This is a genomic window from Paenibacillus elgii NBRC 100335 (genome assembly GCF_004000865.1).
GTDB classification, from domain to species: Bacteria; Bacillota; Bacilli; order Paenibacillales; family NBRC-103111; genus Paenibacillus_G; species Paenibacillus_G elgii.
Genome location: NZ_BIMB01000015.1, coordinates 1 through 19,604, shown reverse-complemented (window position 1 = coordinate 19,604; position 19,604 = coordinate 1). Strand labels below are relative to the sequence as shown.

The window sequence follows — 19,604 nt, the reverse complement described above, 5'->3', positions numbered from 1 at the left end:
GCATCAATATTTTCTTTTGACCTTTTCCTGCAGCTCCTGAAAATACAGCTCGAACTTCTCTGCCGGGATCGGCTCGCTGAAGTAGTATCCTTGCACTTCGTTGCATTTTTGGTACTGCAGGAAACGGAGCTGGTCTTTCTCTTCGACGCCTTCCGCAATAACCTCCAGCCCCAGATTGTGCGCCATCGCGATGATGGTACCGACGATGTCCGAATCGTGGGAATTCGTCATAATATCCCGCACGAACGACTGATCGATCTTCAGGCGGTCGATCGAAAACTTTTTCAAATAATTGAGCGAGCTGTACCCCGTTCCGAAATCGTCGATACTGATCTGGACTCCGAGACCATGCAGCTGGCGCAGCGTCGGAATCGTATGCTCCACATCCATCGTCATCGTTTCGGTAATTTCCAGCTCAAGGAATTTCGGCTCAAGCCCGGTCTCCTCCAAAATGGCTTTGACCGTCTCGGCCAAATATTCTTTGGAAAATTGCTGGGAGGACAAGTTCACGGCGACGCGCATCGGCGGCAGTCCTTTTTCCTGCCAGCTCTTGTTCTGCATGCAAGCGGTGCGCAGCACCCATTGATCCATCTGGATAATAAGTCCGGTTTCTTCCGCTAACGGAATGAATTCATAGGGAGACACAAGCCCGCGCTCGGGGTGCATCCAGCGAATCAGCGCCTCGGCGCCCTTGATATCTCCGCTTTTGATATCGATTTGCGGCTGGTAATACAGCACGAATTCGTTATTGTCGATCGCGCGACGCAGCGACGTTTCCATCTTGATTTTCTCGTGGGACTTCGTCTGCATGTCGTCGGAATAAATGACATATTGATTTTTGCCGCGCTGCTTCGCCCGGTACATCGCCGTATCCGCATGAATCATCAGCATCTCGATGTCGAGACCGTCGTCCGGGTAGAACGCGATGCCGATGCTGGCCGTAATATGAAACTCGTACCCGTTCATGTTGAACGGATGCTGGAACAGGCTTAGTATGCGCTCGGCACGATGGACGACCTGCTGCTCGTCCGTCACGATCGGAAACAGAAACATAAATTCGTCGCCGCCCATGCGCGCAACCAGATCCGTCGCCTCGAGGCTGCTCGTCAGCCGCTCGGCAATTTGCTTGAGCAGCAGATCTCCGTTGGAGTGCCCCAACGTGTCGTTGACCAGCTTGAAGCGGTCGAGATCCAGATACATAATGGCAATGCCGGACGGATGCAGCCCCCGCTTCGCCCGCTCCAGCAGAGGGACAAGCACTTGCTTGTAATACCTGCGGTTGGGCAGCTTGGTCAGATCGTCGTGATTGGCCAAATAATTGTATTTCTCCTCCGCCTCATACCGGTCCGTAATGTTACGGAACTGGCCGAAGGCGCCGATAAGCCGTTTGTACTCATCGTAGATCGGGAACGCGTCGAACAGGCACACCGTGCGCGTCCCGTTCCCCTTGCGCTCAAAGCTGATTTGAATATCTTCGTACTTTTTCCCGTGGCGGATCACATCGTAGATGTATTGCCCCATGGGTTCAAGAAACAGCACCGACCTCCCCAGCGTTTGCTCTTTGGACAGACCTGTAAGATCTTGAGCAAAGTGATTAAAATCCGTAATTTCCCCCTCTTTATCGGTGATAATAATGCCGTTGCGCGTGTTGTCCATCAGAATTTGATTCATAATGTCCAGCTTGCGGTTCTGCTTGCGAAGCATCAGCTCCCTCTCGATCGAATCCACGGTGGTGGACAGCATGGTGACCATCAGCGGATTCTGGTATTCGATAGCCGTCATAATGATGAGGCTTCCTAGCAGATTGTTGGCATCGGTATAATGAAAAGCTACGGCGTAGCAGGCGGTTTGATGCAGGTATTCGTGGTAATGATCGGGGCCGATCAATTGGATGGCGTAGCCGCTGTGCTTCAAAGAAAGGTTCACCACATTGGTGCCCATGACTTCCTCGGAGAATTGAATGCCGGTGCGGATGCCGAGCTGATTGATCATGTTCTTGATGGTTTCATCCCCCATCATATGCAGGATGAACCCCCGTGCGTCGGCAACCGACAACAAGATCGGCGTGCCCTTCATCGAATCCAAAATCTTGTTGCCAAAAAACTGGACGACGGACAAGATTTCCTCATAGTCCTGACGCTTGTCCTCCAGCTCATTCGGCGTCATCACGACTTTGGGAAACGGAATCTCTTTCGGATTCATCCCCGCATCGTCACAAAACGACTTGGATTCGATAATGTAGTTACTTAGCGACATACCCCCACCCTCTTCCAACGTGACATAAGGAATGTGCGATTCCCTTGTAAAACGATATGTATATAGTATACTTCGCCACAAGAGCGGCGATAGTGAATAGGGAAGCTGACTTTCATGTCCGCTTTATTCTGATGGCGCGTTGAAGTGGCTTAACGAAAGCGGAAGGTACGGCACCATGCCGCTTGCCTTTTTCGGGCTGTTCTCGGTCTTGGCGGTGCGCGGGGGACTGCAACAGAAAAAACGGAGGCGTCATGTGCGTCTCCGTTTGTTAGCGTGCGATGATGTACTTCTATTGAATTGCATGCAGAACCATGCTAAAATGGAGATTGGTCGCCACCTATATTGTGGTTCCACTCTTAAATTTACCCACTATCATATTAACACATGCATCGGCGATTTGTCAAATCTTTTGAAAAAAGGGGCGGTAACGTGGTTAACATGCAGCAAGTGTGGCAGGAAGAGCAGGAGCGGGTCGAACGGGTAACCCGGGACATCGGCAAGAGCATCGATACCCTCCAGCGGGAGGTCGGCGAGCTAAGATCGGATATCGTCGATATCCGCAAGCATTTTTGGGACGATGTGACCGTCAATCTGGACGCTCCCGACGATGCCATAGAAACATACGCAAGCCTCAAGCAGCAAGCCGAGGTGCTTGTCGGCCGCGAGCACAGCCACCGGCATGCCCAGAAGCAACTGACGAAGCTGAAGCGATTGCAGACGACCCCGTATTTCGGGCGTATCGATTTTCTGGAAGACGGGGAACGGCGCGCCGAAGCCGTGTACCTGGGCATCGGATCGTTCCTGGACGATAGCGGCGAGCAGTTCCTGATCTACGACTGGCGCGCTCCCGTATCGAGCCTGTACTACGATTACCCGCCGGGACCGGCGCAGTATGAGACACCCGGCGGCGTCATCTCCGGCGAGATGGAGCTGAAGCGGCAATATATTATTCGCGACGCGGTCATCCGCAGCTTGTTCGACACCGGCGTCACGATCGGCGACGAGCTGCTGCAGGAAGTGCTCGGCAAGCATTCGGACGCCCAGATGAAGAGCATCGTCGCCACGATTCAAAAGGAGCAGAACCGGATCATCCGCAACGAGCGCAGCCGGCTGCTGATCGTACAGGGCGCGGCGGGCAGCGGCAAAACGTCGGCCGCCCTGCAGCGAGTCGCGTACCTCCTGTACCGGTACCGGGAAACGCTGAGCGCGGAGCAGATCGTGCTCTTCTCGCCCAATCCGATGTTCAACAGCTACGTCTCTACTGTGTTACCCGAGCTCGGGGAGGAAAACATGCAGCAGACGACGTTCCAGGAATATCTGGAGCACCGGCTCGGCGGTACGTTCCGTGTGGAAGACCCGTTCGAGCAAGCGGAATACACGCTGACGGCGGCCGGAGACCCCGGCTATGACGCGCGAATCGAAGGCATTTTGTTCAAAGCGGGCACTTCCTTCATGCATATGCTGGAGCGGTATGCGGAGCGGCTCGGCAGAGAAGGGCTGCTGTTCAAGGACGTGAGCTTCCGCGAGGAGCCTATCGTCACGGGCGGACAGATCGCAGCCTATTTCTACAGCCTCGATCCGGCGCTGCCGATTCCGAACCGGATGATCCTGACCTCCGAATGGCTGCTGAAGGAGCTGAAGCGGCTGGGGCGGCGGGAGCGATCCAAGTCGTGGGTCGAGGACGAGATCGAGCTGCTCGACAAGGAAGCGTACCTGCAAGCCTATCATCAATTGCAGCGCAAAAAACAGTATGCTGAAGACACGTTCAACGACTTCCAGCGCGAGCAGGAGCTGCTGGCCACGATGGTCGTTCAGGAGCATTTCAAGCCACTCCGCGTGAGCGCCAAACGGCTCAACTTCATCGACATTCCTGCCGTGTACCGGCAGCTGTTCGCCGAGCCGGGACGCTTCGCGGACCTCGCGCCCGAAGCCGGCCTGCCGCCGCATTGGGAGGACATATGCAAGCAGACCGCGGAAAAGCTGGAGCGCGGCGAGCTGGCCAGCGAGGACGGAGCGCCGTATTTGTACTTGAAAGAGCGGATCGAAGGCTTCCAAACGAACAACACAATCCGCCACGTCTTCATCGACGAAGGACAGGACTACACGCCGTTCCAGTTCGCGTTCATCCGGCGGCTGTTCCCGCGCAGCAAAATGACCGTCCTCGGCGACTGGAACCAAGCCATCTACGCGCACGCCTCCGCCAATACGGAAGGGTTCGTGCCGCTGACCTCGCTGTACGGGCCGGAGCATACGGAGACGAACGTGTTGACGCGAAGCTACCGCTCGACGCGGGAGATCGTCGAGTTCACCCGCGGCCTGCTGGCGGACGGCACGGCCATCGAGCCGTTCAACCGCGGCGGCAGCCTGCCCGTCGTCGCGGAAGCGGCGGACCGGGCCGATCTGGGCGCCAAGGTCGCCGGGCGCATCCGGGCCCTGCTGGCGGACGGCCACAAGACGATCGGCGTCATCTGCAAGACGGCGGCGGAGAGCCGGGAAGCATGCGACGCCCTGCAAGCCGCAGGGGTTCCGCTTCGCCTCGTCGGGACGGAGACGGCCTCCTTCGAGCCCGGCGTGCTGGTGATCCCGTCGTACTTGGCCAAGGGCGTCGAGTTCGACGCGGTCGTCATCTACAACGCCTCGATGGAGCAATACGGCCGGGAAGCCGAGCGCAAGCTGTTCTACACGGCCTGCACGCGGGCGATGCATGAGCTGTACGTGTACCATATCGGCCGGCGCAGCCCGTTTCTGGACGGCGCTTCCCCCGACACTTATACCGCCGGTCATTGATCTACGGTATCTCTAAAGCGCGCCTCCCTTCGACTTTCTTTTAAACGTCGCGGGGAGGCGTTTTTTTACATTCACGGGGATTTAGCCGCGCTAAACTACCGTATTGCCGGCGTTCAGGTCGGTCTTCTCGTTAAGCGACAGGGCCCCTTTCATGACGATGTTGTTCAGCACCTTCGTGCCCGTCGATTCTTTGGTGGCGATGGAATGGGTCAAGGCGTACTCGGAGTTGGAATATACGGTATTTTTTGCCACGATGGAATCCTTAGCATCTTTTAAATAAATCCCGACTCCGCCATTGGAAGACTTGTTAAAGGTTACGTTATTACCCACGATCTCGTGCTTTGCTCCGCCTACAATTTGGATCATGGCGGTGAAGCTGTTTGCATCGGCTATTTCGTTGTCCGCTATTTTGGCCCGTTTTCCGATGCCGCCCTCGCCGTAGATGGCGGTGTTTCTGGGGCCGGGAATCCGGTTCCCTTTCAGGGTTACCTCGCTTTTGGAATCGAAGGAGATGGCATAGGCGGTTTTTCCCTTGTATTCCGTCAGATCGATATGGTTGCTCTCCACGACGACTTCGCTGTTGGACGCTTCGCTCGAAATGTTGGTCACCTTGATGCCTCCGCTGCAATCGCGGACGACATTGCCGCGCAAGATGACCTGGGAGGAAGCGTTGGCTTCGATCGCCGTCTTGTCGGAGCCGTGCGCTTTATTGTTGACAAGTTGGACATCCTTGCAGCTGGCGATCCGGTAAGGCGTCCCTTTCGTCCGGTACACGGAGTTGTTCGCGATCCATACGTTTTCCGCGGCGAACGCGGCGATTCCCACCCCGGCCTCCCCCAAATGGGATAACGCGTTGCCGGTCACAACCACGTCTTTTCCCCGGATATCCATGCCGCTGCCAAAGCCTTTCACGATATTTCCCATGATGGTCACATGATTTGCTTCCAGACCCTGGGACACGCCTTGGCCGTCAATCCCCGTCCGCTGGCGATCCGTGCGGATCAGAACGTTGTTGGCAATGACGGTGTCGGTGCCGTTTCCGTAAGAGAGGGTATTGTCCGCAAAATTGCCCTCGATCACGACGCCGTATCCATTGAAATTGCCTACCGAATACACCCGGTTCCCCCGAAACTGGTTGCCCTGGATGACAATGTTCAGCGGGGTTTCATAATCGATATCGCCCTCGCCATACCCCTCGATGTCGATGCCGAATCCGGGGCCGATCTTGGATTTAAACCCGGGACCCGCATCGGTCTGAATCCCCGCGTTCAGGATGAGGTTGTTGCGGATGACGACGCCGTCGCAAGCGCTAATCGAGATATTGTTGCGTCTGGAGCCGTCCAGCGTACAGTTCTGAATCGTTACCTTCTGCGGCGGGGTATACGGGACGGTCCCGTAATTAATCATTCCGATGGCATTGACATAAATGCAGTCTCCCGAACAATCCTTAATCCGCACATTGTCGATCGTAATGTTGGTTCCTCCGCGGACGTTAATCCCAAATCCCCACTCATGCGTCGGCTTGGTTTTGTTGCTGTAATCGTGTTCGTTACGGTCGCCTGTCAAGATTCCGCCGGTAATGGTCACGTTGTGGACATTGTCCAGAAAAATACAGGAATAGCCGTATGAGCCGTTCGGCTCCACCTTTAATTCCGCTTCCGAATCCAGCGTCAGCTTGAGGTTGGAAGGAACTCTGATGCCTCCCCCGATTTCGGGCGAATGGTTGGTTTTGCACACGGCATCGATCAAGTATTTCCCTTTCGGCAGGTACACTTCGCCGAATCCCTTGGACTTGGCGTCGGCCAGAGCCGCATTGAGTCCGTCCGTCGTTGCCCGCGCGTTCGTTCCGTCCGTCGAAATGCCCCATTTCGCCGGGTCGATTAACAGGATATGAGCTGCTGCCCGCGCGTCTGCCGCCGCGGGTTGCGCGGTAGAGGTGGGCAACTGCTGCCCATATACTTGCTCCGTAACCGTCGCGCCGAACACCGGACTGCCAAGAGACGTTCCAGCCGCTACGGCGGCGCCTGCGAGTCCTAAAGAAGAAAGAAGCTTGCGACGGGTCATTTTGGACCCGGTCCATTGGGTTGGTTCCTGCTTGTCGTTCATAGCGTCCTCCTGAATATGTGCTGTTTTCCTCTTATGTAAATATTTCGGTGCCTCTCGCCGTAAATTACACCCCTTTTTAAAAATGTTAAAAAAGTCACGGTCCACCCCCCTGACGATGAGCGTACAAAAACGGTCTCCCGCCATGGCGAGAGACCGTTTTGCTATTGATTATTTCAGGCCGTCCAAGAACGGACGGTGGCTGTTGACAAAGCCGTAGCCGCTTGCCGCATCCCAGTTGATCGACCAAGTCATGAGTCCTTTGAAGCCGGGATAGCCGGCCGGGTTTTGCAGCTTGTAGCTGCCGCCGAACGACGTGCCCTTGACGAGATACGTAATCGCCTTTTGCACCTCGGCCGCCGATGTATATCCGCCTCCCGCGGCGCTCGGCACCGCAGGTACGCCGATGGCGACCTGCTCCGGACGCAGCGCCGGGAATACGTTGTTCGCATTGTTATTGACAGGGAAGCCCTTCAGCAGCATCTCGGCCATCGCGACGTGGAAATCCGCCGTACCTTGAGCGTAAGAACGGCCGTCAAGCCCCGTCATCGAGCCGCTGTTGTAATGCTGAACGTGAATATACGTCAGCTTGTCGCGCAGCGCATGGATGATCGGCAGATACGCGCCCCAAGGACCGCCGTAAGCACCCATTCCGCCTTGCACGTACGCCGTCTCCGGCGCCATCGTCAGCACGAAGCCGCTGCCGAACGTGCCGCTGAGCGTACGGACAGCGTCAACCAGGTTCACGATGCCCGGCGTGGTCGGGTTTTTGAAGTCCGTATCGCCGCCGTTCAGCGCGACCGAGCTGCCTTCCAGGTCGATATCGATCCCGTCGAAGCCGTACGTTTGGATAATCGAGGTCATCGTGCTGATAAATTGCTGCTTCTTCGTCGCATCGGACAGCGTAACCGTGCCGTTGGCACCGCCGAGGGAGATCAGCACCTTTTTACCTTGGCTCTTCAAATACGCGACATCCGCTTTGAATTCGTCCACCGTCGCATTGAATGGCGTAAAGGCAATTGTACCGCTGCCCGGAGAAACCGGCTCAGCGAAAGCAACGTTGATCACGTCGTATTTCTTCGAGACGTCCCGCAGTTTGAGCACCGAGGACCCGTTATCGAAGTTGTGCCAATAGCCGACGACGATCTTGCCCCCGCCTCCGGACGGCGCCGGTTCGGTCTTCCCTTGTACGCTGGCACCGGCCGAGACGTTGCCGGCGGCGTCCTTCGCCTTCACGGTGAACGTATACGTCGTGTCGGCGGCAAGCCCGGTTACCGTCGCCGTCGTGCCCGCGACGCTCAGGGTGCCGGAGCCGTACTCCACCGTATAGCCGGTGACGCCCACGTTATCCGTGGAAGCCGTCCAGGACAGCGAGATGCTGGACGACGTTTTCCCGGTAACGGTCAGATTCGTCGGCGCCGTCGGTGGCTGCGTATCGCCGGACGCCGGGTCCGTCGTCACTGTGACAGCTTGGCTTGCGGCAGACACGTTGCCCGCTGCGTCCTTCGCTTTCACCGTGAACGTGTACGCCGTGTTCGCAGACAGCCCGCCGATCGTCGCAGTCGTTCCCGTCACGCTCGCCGCGACGGCAGCCCCGTTGTACACGTCGTAGCCGGTGACGCCTACGTTATCCGTCGAAGCGTTCCACGCGAGGGTCACGCTGTTGGATGTTTTAGCGGTCGCCTTCAAGCCGGACGGAGCGGTCGGCGGCTGCGTATCCGTTCCGCCGCTGCCGCCGGCCTTCCACAAGGCCGGGACGTTCGGCGGCTCCCAGCCAGTCAGCGATGTATGCGGTTGCAAACAAGTGTACGTCTGCCCCGCGTAGGTAACCTCGTCGCCGGCTTTGTAGGCGGTGTTCGGCTGCCACTCGGCCGCGCCGAGCGCCATCGCCGGAATCAGACTAAGCAGGAGCACAGCGATTATGGTCAACGAAAACGCTTTCCTAAACGTGCGCCGAAGCGCGATTTGCGCAAAGCTCATTCATTAATCCCTCCTGAATATGGATAAAAACTACCGGAACATCCTCCATCAAACGACGACGACTGCGGCAGGCTCACCCCCTTTCAAACTGGGCTCGTACTCTCATTTAACCATGGCTTCGGCAGGGCGGTAAGGGATAGATTCCATTTTTTAGGGGATAAAATTGTGCAAAAAATCGTGGGTGCCAAAGCTGAACCATGACCCCCGGCAACAGATTCGGGCTGGAAACATTTACTATGGTTTAGCGGTAAAATTTTTATTGACCTGCAAATTTGCGTTCAAGTAAAATTAAACACGTTAATGTGATTGATAATGATTATCAATGTTAATTAGGTTCCATTTTTTGAGAGCGGGGGTTCCCATGCATAAACCGTTTTTCGCTTTACTTGGCCTGGTTTTGGCGTTCAGCCTGTTGTTTCATCCTCCTGCGGCGCATGCTTCCAGCGAAGGCGTCGAGCATATGACCAAAGCCGTCGCGGTCATCTCGCAAGCGCTGGATGCTGCAAAGCAAGATCAAGCCAAGGCCAAAGCCTTGTACGATCAGTTCCATGATCAATGGATGGACGTGGAGGATACGGTCAAGGCCGACTCCAAAGCGGCCTACAAAGACATCGAGTCCCAGATGGGGCAAGTCGATTATGCGTTTCTGGTCAATCAGCCGGAAGATGTCGTTTCCGCGCTCCAGCAGCTTCGGCAAGTGCTGGAACGTTATGTCCAAGGCCAATATGCCGAAGGAACGGACGGCAAGGAAAGCAACATCACGCTTCCCGGTTTTATCACCCTGCTGAAGCAAACGAAAGAAAGCGTCGCCAAGCATGATCAAACGGCGGCTTTGCAAGGGATCGGCGGCGTACGCGAGAGCTGGCTCAGCGTCGAAGGGCATGTCGTCGCGCAATCCGCTTCCGTTTACAGCGATTCCGAACGGGACATGGTCGTGATCCAGGCCATGATCACCAAGCAGCAGTACGATGCCGCGGCGAAACGGATCGACGACATGATCGCGTATCTTGCGCCGCTTGCGGAAAAGACGACCTACACCGTGTGGGATGCAGCCATGATTCCGATTCGGGAAGGGCTGGAGGCACTGCTCGTCGTGGGCGCGCTGCTCGCGTTTGTGAAAAAGTCCAAGTCGGCCAAAGGGAGCCGGTGGATCTGGTCGGGCGTCCTGGCCGGGCTTGCCCTGAGCGGCATCTTGGCCGTCATCGTGAAGTTTGTGTTTTCTTCGGGGGCTTTCGGCACGAATAACTTTCTCATCGCGGGCTGGACGGGAATTTTCGCTGCCGCCATGCTGCTGTATATGAGCTATTGGCTGCACAGCAAATCCAACGTCAAGCAGTGGAACGACTATATCCGTGTCAAAACCGAAACGGCGCTGAGCACAGGCAACGTATTTTCCCTCGCCTTGCTTTCCTTCCTTGCCATTTTCCGGGAAGGCACCGAGACGGTGCTGTTCCTGGTCGGGATGGTGAATCAGATCGGCCTTCAGCAGCTTCTGCTTGGCATTGTGCTGGGCATCGGCATCTTGGCCGTCCTCGCCTTCCTCATGCTGTACGTGGGCATGAAGCTGCCGATCCGTCCGTTTTTCCTGGTTTCGAGCCTGATCGTCTTTTATCTGTGCATCAAATTTACCGGTCTGGGCATTCACAGCCTGCAATTGGCCGGAACGTTGGGGACATCGAACAGCTCTCTGCTGCCCAGCCTTGATTTTCTCGGGATGTTCCCTTCATGGGAAAGCACCATCCCTCAGTTCACGATCGCTCTCGGCGCTCTCGCCTTCCTCCTTGGAAGCCGCATCAGCAAACGCTCGGCCAAACTGACATCTTAGACATTACATCGGAGGTATTTCGAATGAACAAGCCTGTGTCCCTGATCACCGCCACCCTGCTCCTCTCCGCCTCGCTCCTCTCCGCCTGCGGCTCTGCTCCGGCTCCATCGGCCCAAGCGAACAACGGACAAGCTTCCCCTGCACCATCCAAAACCGAGAACCCAACCGTATCCGACGCGGCTATCAAAGAAGGGACCGCGAAGCTACTAAAAACGGCGAAACAGCTGAGTAAAGCGGCAACGGCCGGCGACGAAGCCAAAGTCAAAGAGCTGGGACCTAAATTGGAAGACGCTTGGGGCGCCTTCGAAGACGGAGTCAAGCCGAAATACCCGGACCTGTACGAGAAAATCGAAAAAAATCTCGATCCGGCCATCGCGGCGTCCAAAGCATCGCCCCTGAATAAAGATGTACTATCCAAAGCAAACGACCAACTGATCCAAACGCTGTACGACCTGTCGCAAAAATTAATTCCCGTCGACCAGATCAAAGCCGGAGCCACTCAAATGCTCGGCATCGCCGGCGATTTGAAAAAAGAAATCGAAGCCGGCAACGAAGCGAAGGTAAAAGAGCTCGGCCCTAAATTGGAAGACGTATGGAGCACCTTCGAGGACGGCGTGCGCCCCCGCAGCGCCGAGCTGTACGAGAAGCTCGAAAAAAGCCTGAACCCCGAAGTGGCGGGTTCCCAGAAAAGCCCTCTGGACAAGCAAGCGTTGTCCCAATTGAATGACGGATTGACACAAGCCTTAAACGAAATGCTGCAAACAATAAAGTAATACGAAAAGAGAAGGATGCGCTCCTTCTCTTTTTCATTTTCAACTCAACATACCTCCCCCCGTTCAACAGTATGGAGCCCATCCTAACCCGGGCTCTTTTTTCGCTTCGCCGTTTGACATGCTCTGACCCGGAAGTTATAATTTGATCAATCAATCAGTTTTTTAATCGTATAATCAACTTCCTTCAATATTAAAGGAGGAATCTAAATGGAAACCGGGCTTTCGCTCAAAATACCACCGGAGAACGGGGTAGTTCAGCGCCTAAGCTTTTGGTCTCGCTTCGCCCCCGTGCTCGGGCTGTTCTTCCTTGCTCCGCTGGTCGGGGAGTACCTGCTCGGCAGCATTTCGATCAAGGAGCCCATGGCCCTGCTTCTCCTCTCTCCGATGTACGGCGGCGGCGCGCTCCTCATCCGGGAGGTCGTGCGCCGCACCGGGCGCGGCTGGCCGACCATCCTGCTGCTCGCGCTCGCTTACGGCGTGGCCGAGCCGGCGCTGTTCGACCACTCGCTTTTCAATGCGTCGTTCCAGGGTTACGACTTCCAGGACGCCACATACGTTCCCGCTCTTGGCATCAGCGTCTCGAACGCCTTGGCCTTCTGCGTAGGGCATGCGGTTTGGAGTATTAGTGTGCCGATCGCCATCGTCGAGATGCTCGTGCCCGACCGAAGGACGACGCCTTGGCTGGGCCGAATCGGCCTGACAGTTACCGGCGTGCTGTACCTTTTGGGCGGTACGATCGTCTTCCTGTGGGCGGCGAAATCGCAGCACTTTCTCCCATCCGTGCCGCAGTTTGCCGTCTCGATTGCCGTGGTGCTCGGCTTGATCGGGGCTGCCTTTGCCCTCCGGCGGCTGCCGCTCGGGGCATCCGATCGCCCAGGACCGAATCCGTGGCTGGTCGGCGCGGCCGCGTTCTTCGCATCCAGCCTCTTCTTCCTCCTCGGCGGGAATTGGCTGCACGTTGCGGTGAAGACAGGGCTCATCGCCGCAATGGCGATTGCCGTTGCGCTATGGTCCAGCCGGGCGGGTTGGGGAGCGCGCCATCGGTTCGCCCTGACCGGCGGTACGCTGCTCACCTACGTCTGGGGCGGGTTCGTATGTGCGACCTTTGTGGGCAATACGGGGTTGGTCGACCGGATTGGCAACGTTATTTTTTCCTTGGGCGCGATCGTATTGCTGATGCTGGCTGCGCGCAAAATACGTAAAATCTAATTCGCCCTTGGAGCAACCTGTTTTATTGCAACGGTAATTGGACGATCCCCGGCTTCGCTGGTATCATTGGTTACAGTCCCCCTGATGGCGCTTGCCGGCATCCGGAGCCGGTAAATTCGTACAACCATTGAAGGAGAAAAACGATGCGTGATAAAAAAGCGGACGAAAAGCAAACGTTCATTGCCGAGGCCAGACGTGCGCAGATCATCGAGGCGGCCATCTCGACACTGGACGAAATCGGATATGTTCATGCGAGTCTCGCTCAAATCGCCAAAAGAGCCGAAATCAGCACCGCTTTAATCTCTTACCATTTTAAGGACAAAACCGATCTGATGGACCAAACGCTGATAATGCTGGTTGCCGACACCGCCTCCTACGTATTGACAAAAACGCGGGCTGCGGCAACTCCCCGGGAAAAGCTGCACGCCTACATCGCGGCCTGCCTCGCTTACCAGGGCACCCGTCCCAAGCACAATACGGCGTTAATCGAGATTGTCTTTCATGCCCGAACGCCGGATAACGTTCCGTATTACAAGCTGGGCGACGACGATGAGGAGCCGCTTGTCCTCGAGCTTCAACAGCTATTGCTTGAAGGGCAAAAGAAGGGCGAGTTCCGCGAATTCAACGTTCAAGTTATGGCAACCGCGATCCGGGGAGCAATCGGGGAATATACGATGACTTCGGGCATTTCCGGTAAAATCGATTTGGAATCCTATAGCGCCGAACTGATCAAGCTGTTCGATAAAGCTATTCTGAAGGACGGCGATCCCCAGTAAGGCCCTCAGGTTGTAACCGGGGACCGTAAATAAAAGCGTCTAGGCAACTAAAGTAAACAAAAGACTGCTCTCGTTCGAGCGGTCTTTTAGGAGGGCACATGAATAAAAGAAGAGCTTGGATTATTTGGGGCTTACTATTCGTGGGCGTTATCACCATACTGTATTTGAATTTCAACCAGAACGATAAATTCGATATCATTTCCGCCTATGCTAACAAGAACGTAACCTTTGACAAAGACTCCCTTCGGACGTATCCGGAAGATAAATTTGAAGTTGTTTTCTGTACTGATAAAGCGCAAAAAACTCACGTTTTTCTGCTAAAAAACAATAAAGTCCTTACTTCCACATCGTTTGTAAATGCTCCCTTGAATGAAAAGATGGTTGATTGGCAGATTTCTAAGAACCCGCAGCTAAATTATTGGCTATTATCCGGGAGATTGAACGATGCGATCGAATCTCTTGAGGTAAATGGAACCAAACCACAAGACCTAAAAATAATACAATATAATCATGAGAAAATGTTCTACAGTTTGTCGGAGGATATTAGAGAACCGATTGATATTCAAGCCAAAAATAAAGACGGGAATATCATTTATAAAACGCTGCCCTAGTAAAAAAGAGAAGGAAAGCTCCTTCTCTTCCTCCGTGGGGATTGATCGTCCCCCATATGATACTTCATTCTTCCGCTTTCCGCAGCTCCTCGGCTTTCTCCCAGCTCGTGAACCAATCCTCCCAAACGATGTGACAGAACGACCCGTTGACGGCGATCACCGTTCCCCTCGCCCCGTCCGGGATAAAGATGACGCAGTCCCCCACCGCAAACATGTGCAGCTACCCCAGCCGGAAGATGATTCCGTGACCGCCTTTGGGATATTCCCACTTGATGTTCTGATGCGGACAGCCGATGCGGCAGCTTCCGCACTCGTGACAGCCCTCGTATCCGACATGCATCCGGATCTCTTCCCATTTGTACACTTCGGCCGGGCAAAAAATCGTACAGATCTTGTCGGGGCATTTCGTCGCGCAGATATCGTAATCGAGCACGTGGAGATGGGAGTTCGTATCCGCCTTGAACCGGATCAAGTACTGCTTCTCTTCGATGGTCTGCCCTTTTCCCTTGGGCTGGTCGCTCATTTCATCACCCTCCATGCCTTGAACAAATCTTGGGCGATCTTGAACTTCTCGCCGGCGGTGCCGATGCCCTGCCAGATTTTGCGCTGCTTCTCTCTCTTGCTCGTCCCGTCGACGGTGAATAGCTCGCCCGCCGCCCGGTTCATGAGCGGGATATATTTTTCGAAGTAGTGCGGGTATTTCTCAAAATGATGCGTCGCGTCCTTGTACTTCTTCAAGTCTTGGCCGACGAAGCCGTCCAGCAGCCGGGCCCGGTACTTATCGAGCCGCGCGGCGGAATAATCGCCCGCTTCCTTCGCTTCCAGAATCGTCTCGCCCGCCAGTACGCCGGACGCCATCGCCATATTCGAGCCTTCGCGGTGAATGGCATTGACGAGCTGCGCCGCGTCACCGATTACGATCACGCCGTCTCCGACGACCTTCGGCATGGAGCGGTACCCGCCCTCGGGGATCAAGTGGGCCAAATATTCCTGCTGCTCGCTGCCTTGAATATAAGGCCGCAGGATCGGATGCGTCTTGACATACTCCAACAGCTCGTACGGCTTCAGCTTGCGCTTGATCAGCCCGGACAGCATCGCCCCGACACCGATGTTCAAGCTGTCCTTGTTCGTATACAGCCACGCCGTGCCGAGAATGCCATGGGTCGAATCGCCAAAAATCTCGAACGTGCAGCCTTGGTCGCCTTCCAGGCTGAACCGGTCTTCGATAATTTTGCGGTCCAGCTTCAACACTTCCATGACGGCCAGCGCCACTTCGTCCGGGCGGAATTCCTTATGGAAGCCGAGCGACTTGGCGAGCAGCGAGTTGACGCCATCCGCGAGCACCACGACGTCGGCATACAGGTCCCCATCCGGGCGGTCGGTGCGGACGCCGACGACGCGTCCGTCCTGGGTGATGCATTCGAGCACGACCGTCTCGTTGACCAGCAGCGCGCCCTGCTGCACCGCTTTCTCCGCGAACCATTGATCGAACTTGGCCCGCAGCACGGTGAAATTGTTGTACGGCTCCTGCCCCCACTCCTTCCCCTTGTAGCTGAAGGTGACTGCCGATTCTTTATCCAGCATCATGAACCGCTGCTCGACGATCGGCCGCTCCACCGGCGCATCCTTGTAGAATCCTGGAATGATGTCTTCCATCGTTTTGCGGTACAGGACGCCGCCCATGACGTTTTTCGAGCCGGGGTACTCTCCTCGCTCAATGAGCAGAACGTTTACACCTGCCTTGGCTAACGTATAGGCGCACGAAGTCCCGGCCGGACCTGCGCCGACCACGATGACGTCGAATTTTTCAGCCATATTGAGGCACCTCGCTTTGCAGCGCTTTTTGGAACGCTTCGATCAGCAGCGGGACGATGACGAATGCATCGCCGACGATGCCGTAATGGCAGGACCCGAAGATCGGCGCGGCAGGGTCCTTGTTGATGGCGATAATGAGCCCCGAGTTTTGCATCCCGACCAAGTGCTGGATCGCCCCGGAAATGCCGATGGCAAAATAAATTTTTGGCGTCACGGTGACGCCCGTCTGCCCGACCTGATGATGATGCTCAATCCAGCCGGCCTCCACTGCATCGCGGCTCGCCCCGACCGAAGCGCCCAGCGTCGCCGCCAGCCGGTGAATCAGCTCGAAGCCGTCCGGACCGCCGAGCCCTTTGCCTCCGGCGACGATCACGTCCGCTTCGTCGATCCGCACCCGCTGCGTCGTATCGCGGACGATCTCCAGCACCTTCGTGCGCAGGTCCTCTTCGCGGACGGAGACGGCTTCCTCGACGATCTCCCCCTTGCGCTTCGGGTCCGGGGCTAGCCGCTTCATGACCTTCGGGCGCACGGTGGCCATTTGCGGGCGGTCCTTCTTGCACAAAATCGTGGCCATAATGTTGCCCCCGAACGCCGGACGGCTCGCTTCCAGCAGCCCGGTCTCCGCATCGACGTCCAGCTGCGTCGTATCCGCCGTCAGCCCCGTCACGAGATCCGTCGCCACGGCGCTGGCGAGGTCCTTGCCCGTCGATGTCGCGCCGAATAGGAAAATTTCCGGCTTGTGCTTCTGGCAAGCCTCGATGACGGCCCGCATGAACGATTCCGTCCGGTAATGATGGAAGATCGGATCATCGTATAAGTACACGGTGTCCGCCCCGTAAGCGATGACATCCGCAGCCAGAGGCCGGACGCCGTCGCCGATGAGGATGCCCGCCAGCGGCACGCCGCGCTTATCTGCGAGCTTCCGCCCGGCTCCCAGCAGCTCCAGCGATACCGGCGCAATCACGCCGTTCTTCTGCTCAATGAACACCCACACACCGCGGTAATCCTGAAGGTTCATCCGCTTTCACCTCCGTTCTGGACGCGGAAGAGCTCTTTTTTCTCCAGCAAAATCGAGAGCAGCTTGCCCGCCTGTTCCGCAGGAGTTCCCTCCAGCAGCTCTCCGCCCTTCGGCTTCTCCGGCGGCCATACCTTGGCGACGATCGTCGGGGAGCCTTTGAGGCCGAGCTTTGTACGGTCCACCCCCTCCAAATCGTCGACGGACCAGACGACTGGCTGGTACCGCGCCGCCCGCAGCATGTTGGGCAGCGGCGAATACGGGATGTCGTTGATGTCCTTTTCGACGGAGAACAGACACGGCAGCGTCGAACGGACGACCTCATAACCGTCCTCCAGCTTACGGTGGATGATGGCGTAGCCCTCGTCCTTGTTAATTTCGACGATCTTGCGGACGTTCGTCAACGGCGGAATATCCAGTCTGCGCGCGATGCCCGGACCGACCTGGCCGGTATCGCCGTCGATGGTCATTTTGCCGCAGAGGATCATATCGATCGGCTTGATCTTGGCGATTTTGTCGATCGCCTTCGTCAGCGAATAGCTGGTTGCCAGCGTATCCGCCCCGGCGAAGGCGCGGTCGGTGATCAGGTAGCCTTCGTCCGCGCCGATCTCGATGCATTTGCGGATCGCCTTGACCGCGGGCGGCGGCCCCATCGTCACGACGGATACCGTTCCTCCGTACCGCTGCTTAAGACGCACCGCTTCTTCGACGGCATGCGCATCGTACGGATTGAGGATGGCCGGCGCGCTGGAGCGGTCCATCGTGTTCGTTTTCGGGTTCATCTTGATGATTTTCGTATCCGGCACCTGCTTGATACAGGCGACCAAGTGAAGCATCGGCAGTTCCCTCCTTGTCGGACGCTTCGGTTCTCGACAGCGGCCCGCGAGACAAGCAGTCTTTCCCGGGGCCATGTCCATCTTCTCTTTATCAATCTATTGGCTGTCCGCTCCTTTTATTCGGCGATCCGAAAAAAAGAAGCCGGCCGTCCTGCAGAAAGTAATCGTGTTCATTGAAAAGATAGGCAGGCTTTTATGGAATACAAGGTGATCATGTACAATAAACCGATAAAGTAGGCGATGCTCAAGGTCGAATAAAGTGCATACTGGATTTTTTTGGATTTCGGGAGATGAACCAAATAATTCGGCAAGGGTCGGAAGGCGGCCTTACAGAGCAAATATTGGAGCGCCCTTCTTCGCAAATTGAATTCGCCCATCAGGGCTTCAATCGTGCGGAGTCCGTCGCTGGGCAGCAGCGGATTGACGTTAAACAAAAAGATCGTGAATTGAATACCCAGCAATACCTGGAACTGATCTCAAGGGTTCACCCGGCAGCGGGGGCAAGGAAATCACGTTTTGCAGCAGCCCGCCGATGGGTTGAACGAGCTTTTCGACAAAATTCATGGTCATCCTCCGATCCGGAACGATTTTTTGGCATTTTTACGGGCGTCCTTACGACGGGCTCTTTCTTGATTGGAGCGGTCGTCCCACTGAAAAGTATACAGAGCGATGACCAGAAACAGCGCTGCCGTCGCCGTCATCACCAAACAATCGACAATTAAAGACGCCATCGCTTCCGTCCCGGTATTGACGAATTTCCTTAAGCCGTCGCCGAAATACGTTAAGGGCACGTACTGCGCGAACGTTCTGATCAAAGGAGGCATCCATTCCAGCGGGTAAAACAAACCGCAAACAATCATTAAAGGCCTCATAATCAGTCCGATGACGCCGTTAACCGCTTCCTGGGAGTGGAGCATTCCTCCGAGCATATAGCCCAAGGAAAAAAACATCAGCAGCCCAAAACCGGAGACCATTAATATTCCGGGCACCGCATCGGCGGTCAAAATGCCGGTTTGAAAACTGTAGACCAGCATGATGGCCACTTGAATCATTGCAATGACGGCCCTGACCAAAATTTGCGAAGCAATCAGGTTAAACCGGTTCACCGGCGTCAGGGCAAACAACCGCAAGCTCCCTCTTTGCCTCATTTGAATAATCGGAACGGAAGTTCCCGTAAGGCTTAAGGAAAGAAAAGCCAGAATCAAGACGGAGGGGAAGGTAAACTTCAATATGTCGAACGGCTTCCTTGCCTCCCCTATCGGCTCTGTTACCGTCTGCGGTCCGCCGGTCGGATGAAGCTTATCGTATAGCAGGCTTTTCAAAATCAGAACGAGATCCTCTTTATTCCGGTCATAGACCAGTCTGACCAATCCTTGCGCGTCCAGCGTGCGCGGCAATACAACGGCGGCGTCTAGCTCTTTCTTCGCAAATTTGGCGTTCAGCTCCGCTTCTTCGGCATTCGATACCTGAAACCGGTCATGCTGCCGAAGCTGTTCCGTCAGATTTTGCACCCTCGCGTCGCTGCCGGATTCCATAACGATTCCTACCTTGATAGGGGCAGGCTGGGATTGGTAAGAAATGAAAGCAATTGAACATTCCCACCACCTGCGCTATGGCG

The 19,604-nt window shown here is 55.9% G+C and carries 16 protein-coding genes; 6 read left to right on the top strand and 10 right to left on the bottom strand.

The features are described from left to right. Nucleotides 1-3: 3 nt before the first annotated feature. The gene (locus PEL01S_RS13440) at nt 4-2,256 is read right to left on the bottom strand and encodes a putative bifunctional diguanylate cyclase/phosphodiesterase (RefSeq protein WP_127460635.1); all 2,253 of its coding nucleotides are present in this window, start codon (nt 2,254-2,256) and stop codon (nt 4-6) included. Between the two features lie 438 nt (nt 2,257-2,694). Between PEL01S_RS13440 and helD the strand changes: the two genes are divergently transcribed. After that, nucleotides 2,695-5,043 carry an RNA polymerase recycling motor HelD gene (gene helD, locus PEL01S_RS13435; protein WP_127460717.1) on the top strand — a complete coding sequence of 783 codons (2,349 nt, stop codon included), beginning with the start codon at nt 2,695-2,697 and terminating at the stop codon, nt 5,041-5,043. 90 nt (nt 5,044-5,133) lie between these two features. On the opposite strand, the gene PEL01S_RS13430 is transcribed toward helD, so the two are convergent. Both PEL01S_RS13430 and PEL01S_RS13425 read right to left on the bottom strand, forming a co-directional pair. Then, nucleotides 5,134-7,149, bottom strand: a complete 2,016-nt coding sequence (locus PEL01S_RS13430) for a right-handed parallel beta-helix repeat-containing protein (RefSeq protein WP_163768726.1) — start codon at nt 7,147-7,149, stop codon at nt 5,134-5,136. A gap of 168 nt (nt 7,150-7,317) precedes the next feature. Continuing rightward, nucleotides 7,318-9,126, bottom strand: coding sequence for a fibronectin type III domain-containing protein (locus PEL01S_RS13425; protein WP_127460633.1), 1,809 nt, complete (start codon nt 9,124-9,126; stop codon nt 7,318-7,320). 361 nt (nt 9,127-9,487) lie between these two features. On the opposite strand from PEL01S_RS13425, the gene PEL01S_RS13420 reads away from it, so the two are divergent. The 5 genes from PEL01S_RS13420 to PEL01S_RS13400 all read left to right on the top strand — a co-directional run bounded on the left by PEL01S_RS13420 (nt 9,488) and on the right by PEL01S_RS13400 (nt 14,320). Continuing rightward, on the top strand, nt 9,488-10,951 hold the full coding sequence (locus tag PEL01S_RS13420) for an FTR1 family iron permease (protein WP_127460632.1): 1,464 nt from the start codon (nt 9,488-9,490) through the stop codon (nt 10,949-10,951). Between the two features lie 23 nt (nt 10,952-10,974). After that, complete coding sequence (locus PEL01S_RS13415; protein WP_127460631.1) at nt 10,975-11,724, top strand: hypothetical protein; 750 nt, start codon at nt 10,975-10,977, stop codon at nt 11,722-11,724. Between the two features lie 207 nt (nt 11,725-11,931). Next, a complete protein-coding gene (locus PEL01S_RS13410) occupies nt 11,932-12,933 on the top strand; it encodes an AF_0692 family protein (RefSeq protein ID WP_163768729.1) in 1,002 nt (333 codons plus the stop codon). Between the two features lie 143 nt (nt 12,934-13,076). After that, nucleotides 13,077-13,709 carry a TetR family transcriptional regulator gene (locus tag PEL01S_RS13405; protein ID WP_127460628.1) on the top strand — a complete coding sequence of 211 codons (633 nt, stop codon included), beginning with the start codon at nt 13,077-13,079 and terminating at the stop codon, nt 13,707-13,709. Between the two features lie 98 nt (nt 13,710-13,807). Next, on the top strand, nt 13,808-14,320 hold the full coding sequence (locus tag PEL01S_RS13400) for a hypothetical protein (protein WP_127460626.1): 513 nt from the start codon (nt 13,808-13,810) through the stop codon (nt 14,318-14,320). Between the two features lie 64 nt (nt 14,321-14,384). On the opposite strand, the gene PEL01S_RS34485 is transcribed toward PEL01S_RS13400, so the two are convergent. The 7 genes from PEL01S_RS34485 to PEL01S_RS13375 form a co-directional block, all read right to left on the bottom strand. Next, a complete protein-coding gene (locus PEL01S_RS34485) occupies nt 14,385-14,534 on the bottom strand; it encodes a hypothetical protein (RefSeq protein WP_164824279.1) in 150 nt (49 codons plus the stop codon). Between the two features lie 6 nt (nt 14,535-14,540). Then, complete coding sequence (locus tag PEL01S_RS13395; protein WP_010500576.1) at nt 14,541-14,843, bottom strand: ferredoxin family protein; 303 nt, start codon at nt 14,841-14,843, stop codon at nt 14,541-14,543. Next, nucleotides 14,840-16,135: an FAD-dependent oxidoreductase gene (locus tag PEL01S_RS13390; RefSeq protein WP_127460625.1), complete on the bottom strand. Its 1,296-nt coding sequence runs from the start codon at nt 16,133-16,135 to the stop codon at nt 14,840-14,842. Before PEL01S_RS13390 ends, PEL01S_RS13395 begins: the two co-directional genes overlap by 4 nt. Continuing rightward, nucleotides 16,128-17,153, bottom strand: coding sequence for an electron transfer flavoprotein subunit alpha/FixB family protein (locus PEL01S_RS13385; RefSeq protein ID WP_127460624.1), 1,026 nt, complete (start codon nt 17,151-17,153; stop codon nt 16,128-16,130). Before PEL01S_RS13385 ends, PEL01S_RS13390 begins: the two co-directional genes overlap by 8 nt. After that, complete coding sequence (locus PEL01S_RS13380) at nt 17,150-17,986, bottom strand: electron transfer flavoprotein subunit beta/FixA family protein (protein ID WP_054974540.1); 837 nt, start codon at nt 17,984-17,986, stop codon at nt 17,150-17,152. Before PEL01S_RS13380 ends, PEL01S_RS13385 begins: the two co-directional genes overlap by 4 nt. Before the next feature lie 426 nt (nt 17,987-18,412). Further along, nucleotides 18,413-18,550, bottom strand: a complete 138-nt coding sequence (locus tag PEL01S_RS34480) for a hypothetical protein (RefSeq protein ID WP_163768704.1) — start codon at nt 18,548-18,550, stop codon at nt 18,413-18,415. Between the two features lie 2 nt (nt 18,551-18,552). Further along, the gene (locus tag PEL01S_RS13375) at nt 18,553-19,566 is read right to left on the bottom strand and encodes an ABC transporter permease (RefSeq protein WP_255320113.1); all 1,014 of its coding nucleotides are present in this window, start codon (nt 19,564-19,566) and stop codon (nt 18,553-18,555) included. Between the last annotated feature and the right edge of the window lie 38 nt (nt 19,567-19,604).

Bases quoted from the DNA above. Each gene is read 5' to 3' on its own strand.
- PEL01S_RS13410 (WP_163768729.1), top strand. From the start codon at position 11,932: ATGGAAACCGGGCTTTCGCTCAAAATACCACCGGAGAACGGGGTAGTT.
- PEL01S_RS34480 (WP_163768704.1), bottom strand. From the start codon at position 18,550: ATGAATTTTGTCGAAAAGCTCGTTCAACCCATCGGCGGGCTGCTGCAA.
- PEL01S_RS13400 (WP_127460626.1), top strand. From the start codon at position 13,808: ATGAATAAAAGAAGAGCTTGGATTATTTGGGGCTTACTATTCGTGGGC.
- PEL01S_RS13430 (WP_163768726.1), bottom strand. From the start codon at position 7,149: ATGAACGACAAGCAGGAACCAACCCAATGGACCGGGTCCAAAATGACC.
- PEL01S_RS13405 (WP_127460628.1), top strand. From the start codon at position 13,077: ATGCGTGATAAAAAAGCGGACGAAAAGCAAACGTTCATTGCCGAGGCC.
- PEL01S_RS13385 (WP_127460624.1), bottom strand. From the start codon at position 17,153: ATGAACCTTCAGGATTACCGCGGTGTGTGGGTGTTCATTGAGCAGAAG.
- PEL01S_RS13420 (WP_127460632.1), top strand. From the start codon at position 9,488: ATGCATAAACCGTTTTTCGCTTTACTTGGCCTGGTTTTGGCGTTCAGC.
- PEL01S_RS13425 (WP_127460633.1), bottom strand. From the start codon at position 9,126: ATGAGCTTTGCGCAAATCGCGCTTCGGCGCACGTTTAGGAAAGCGTTT.
- PEL01S_RS13390 (WP_127460625.1), bottom strand. From the start codon at position 16,135: ATGGCTGAAAAATTCGACGTCATCGTGGTCGGCGCAGGTCCGGCCGGG.
- PEL01S_RS13395 (WP_010500576.1), bottom strand. From the start codon at position 14,843: ATGAGCGACCAGCCCAAGGGAAAAGGGCAGACCATCGAAGAGAAGCAG.
- PEL01S_RS13440 (WP_127460635.1), bottom strand. From the start codon at position 2,256: ATGTCGCTAAGTAACTACATTATCGAATCCAAGTCGTTTTGTGACGAT.
- PEL01S_RS13415 (WP_127460631.1), top strand. From the start codon at position 10,975: ATGAACAAGCCTGTGTCCCTGATCACCGCCACCCTGCTCCTCTCCGCC.
- PEL01S_RS34485 (WP_164824279.1), bottom strand. From the start codon at position 14,534: ATGTTTGCGGTGGGGGACTGCGTCATCTTTATCCCGGACGGGGCGAGG.
- PEL01S_RS13380 (WP_054974540.1), bottom strand. From the start codon at position 17,986: ATGCTTCACTTGGTCGCCTGTATCAAGCAGGTGCCGGATACGAAAATC.
- helD (WP_127460717.1), top strand. From the start codon at position 2,695: ATGCAGCAAGTGTGGCAGGAAGAGCAGGAGCGGGTCGAACGGGTAACC.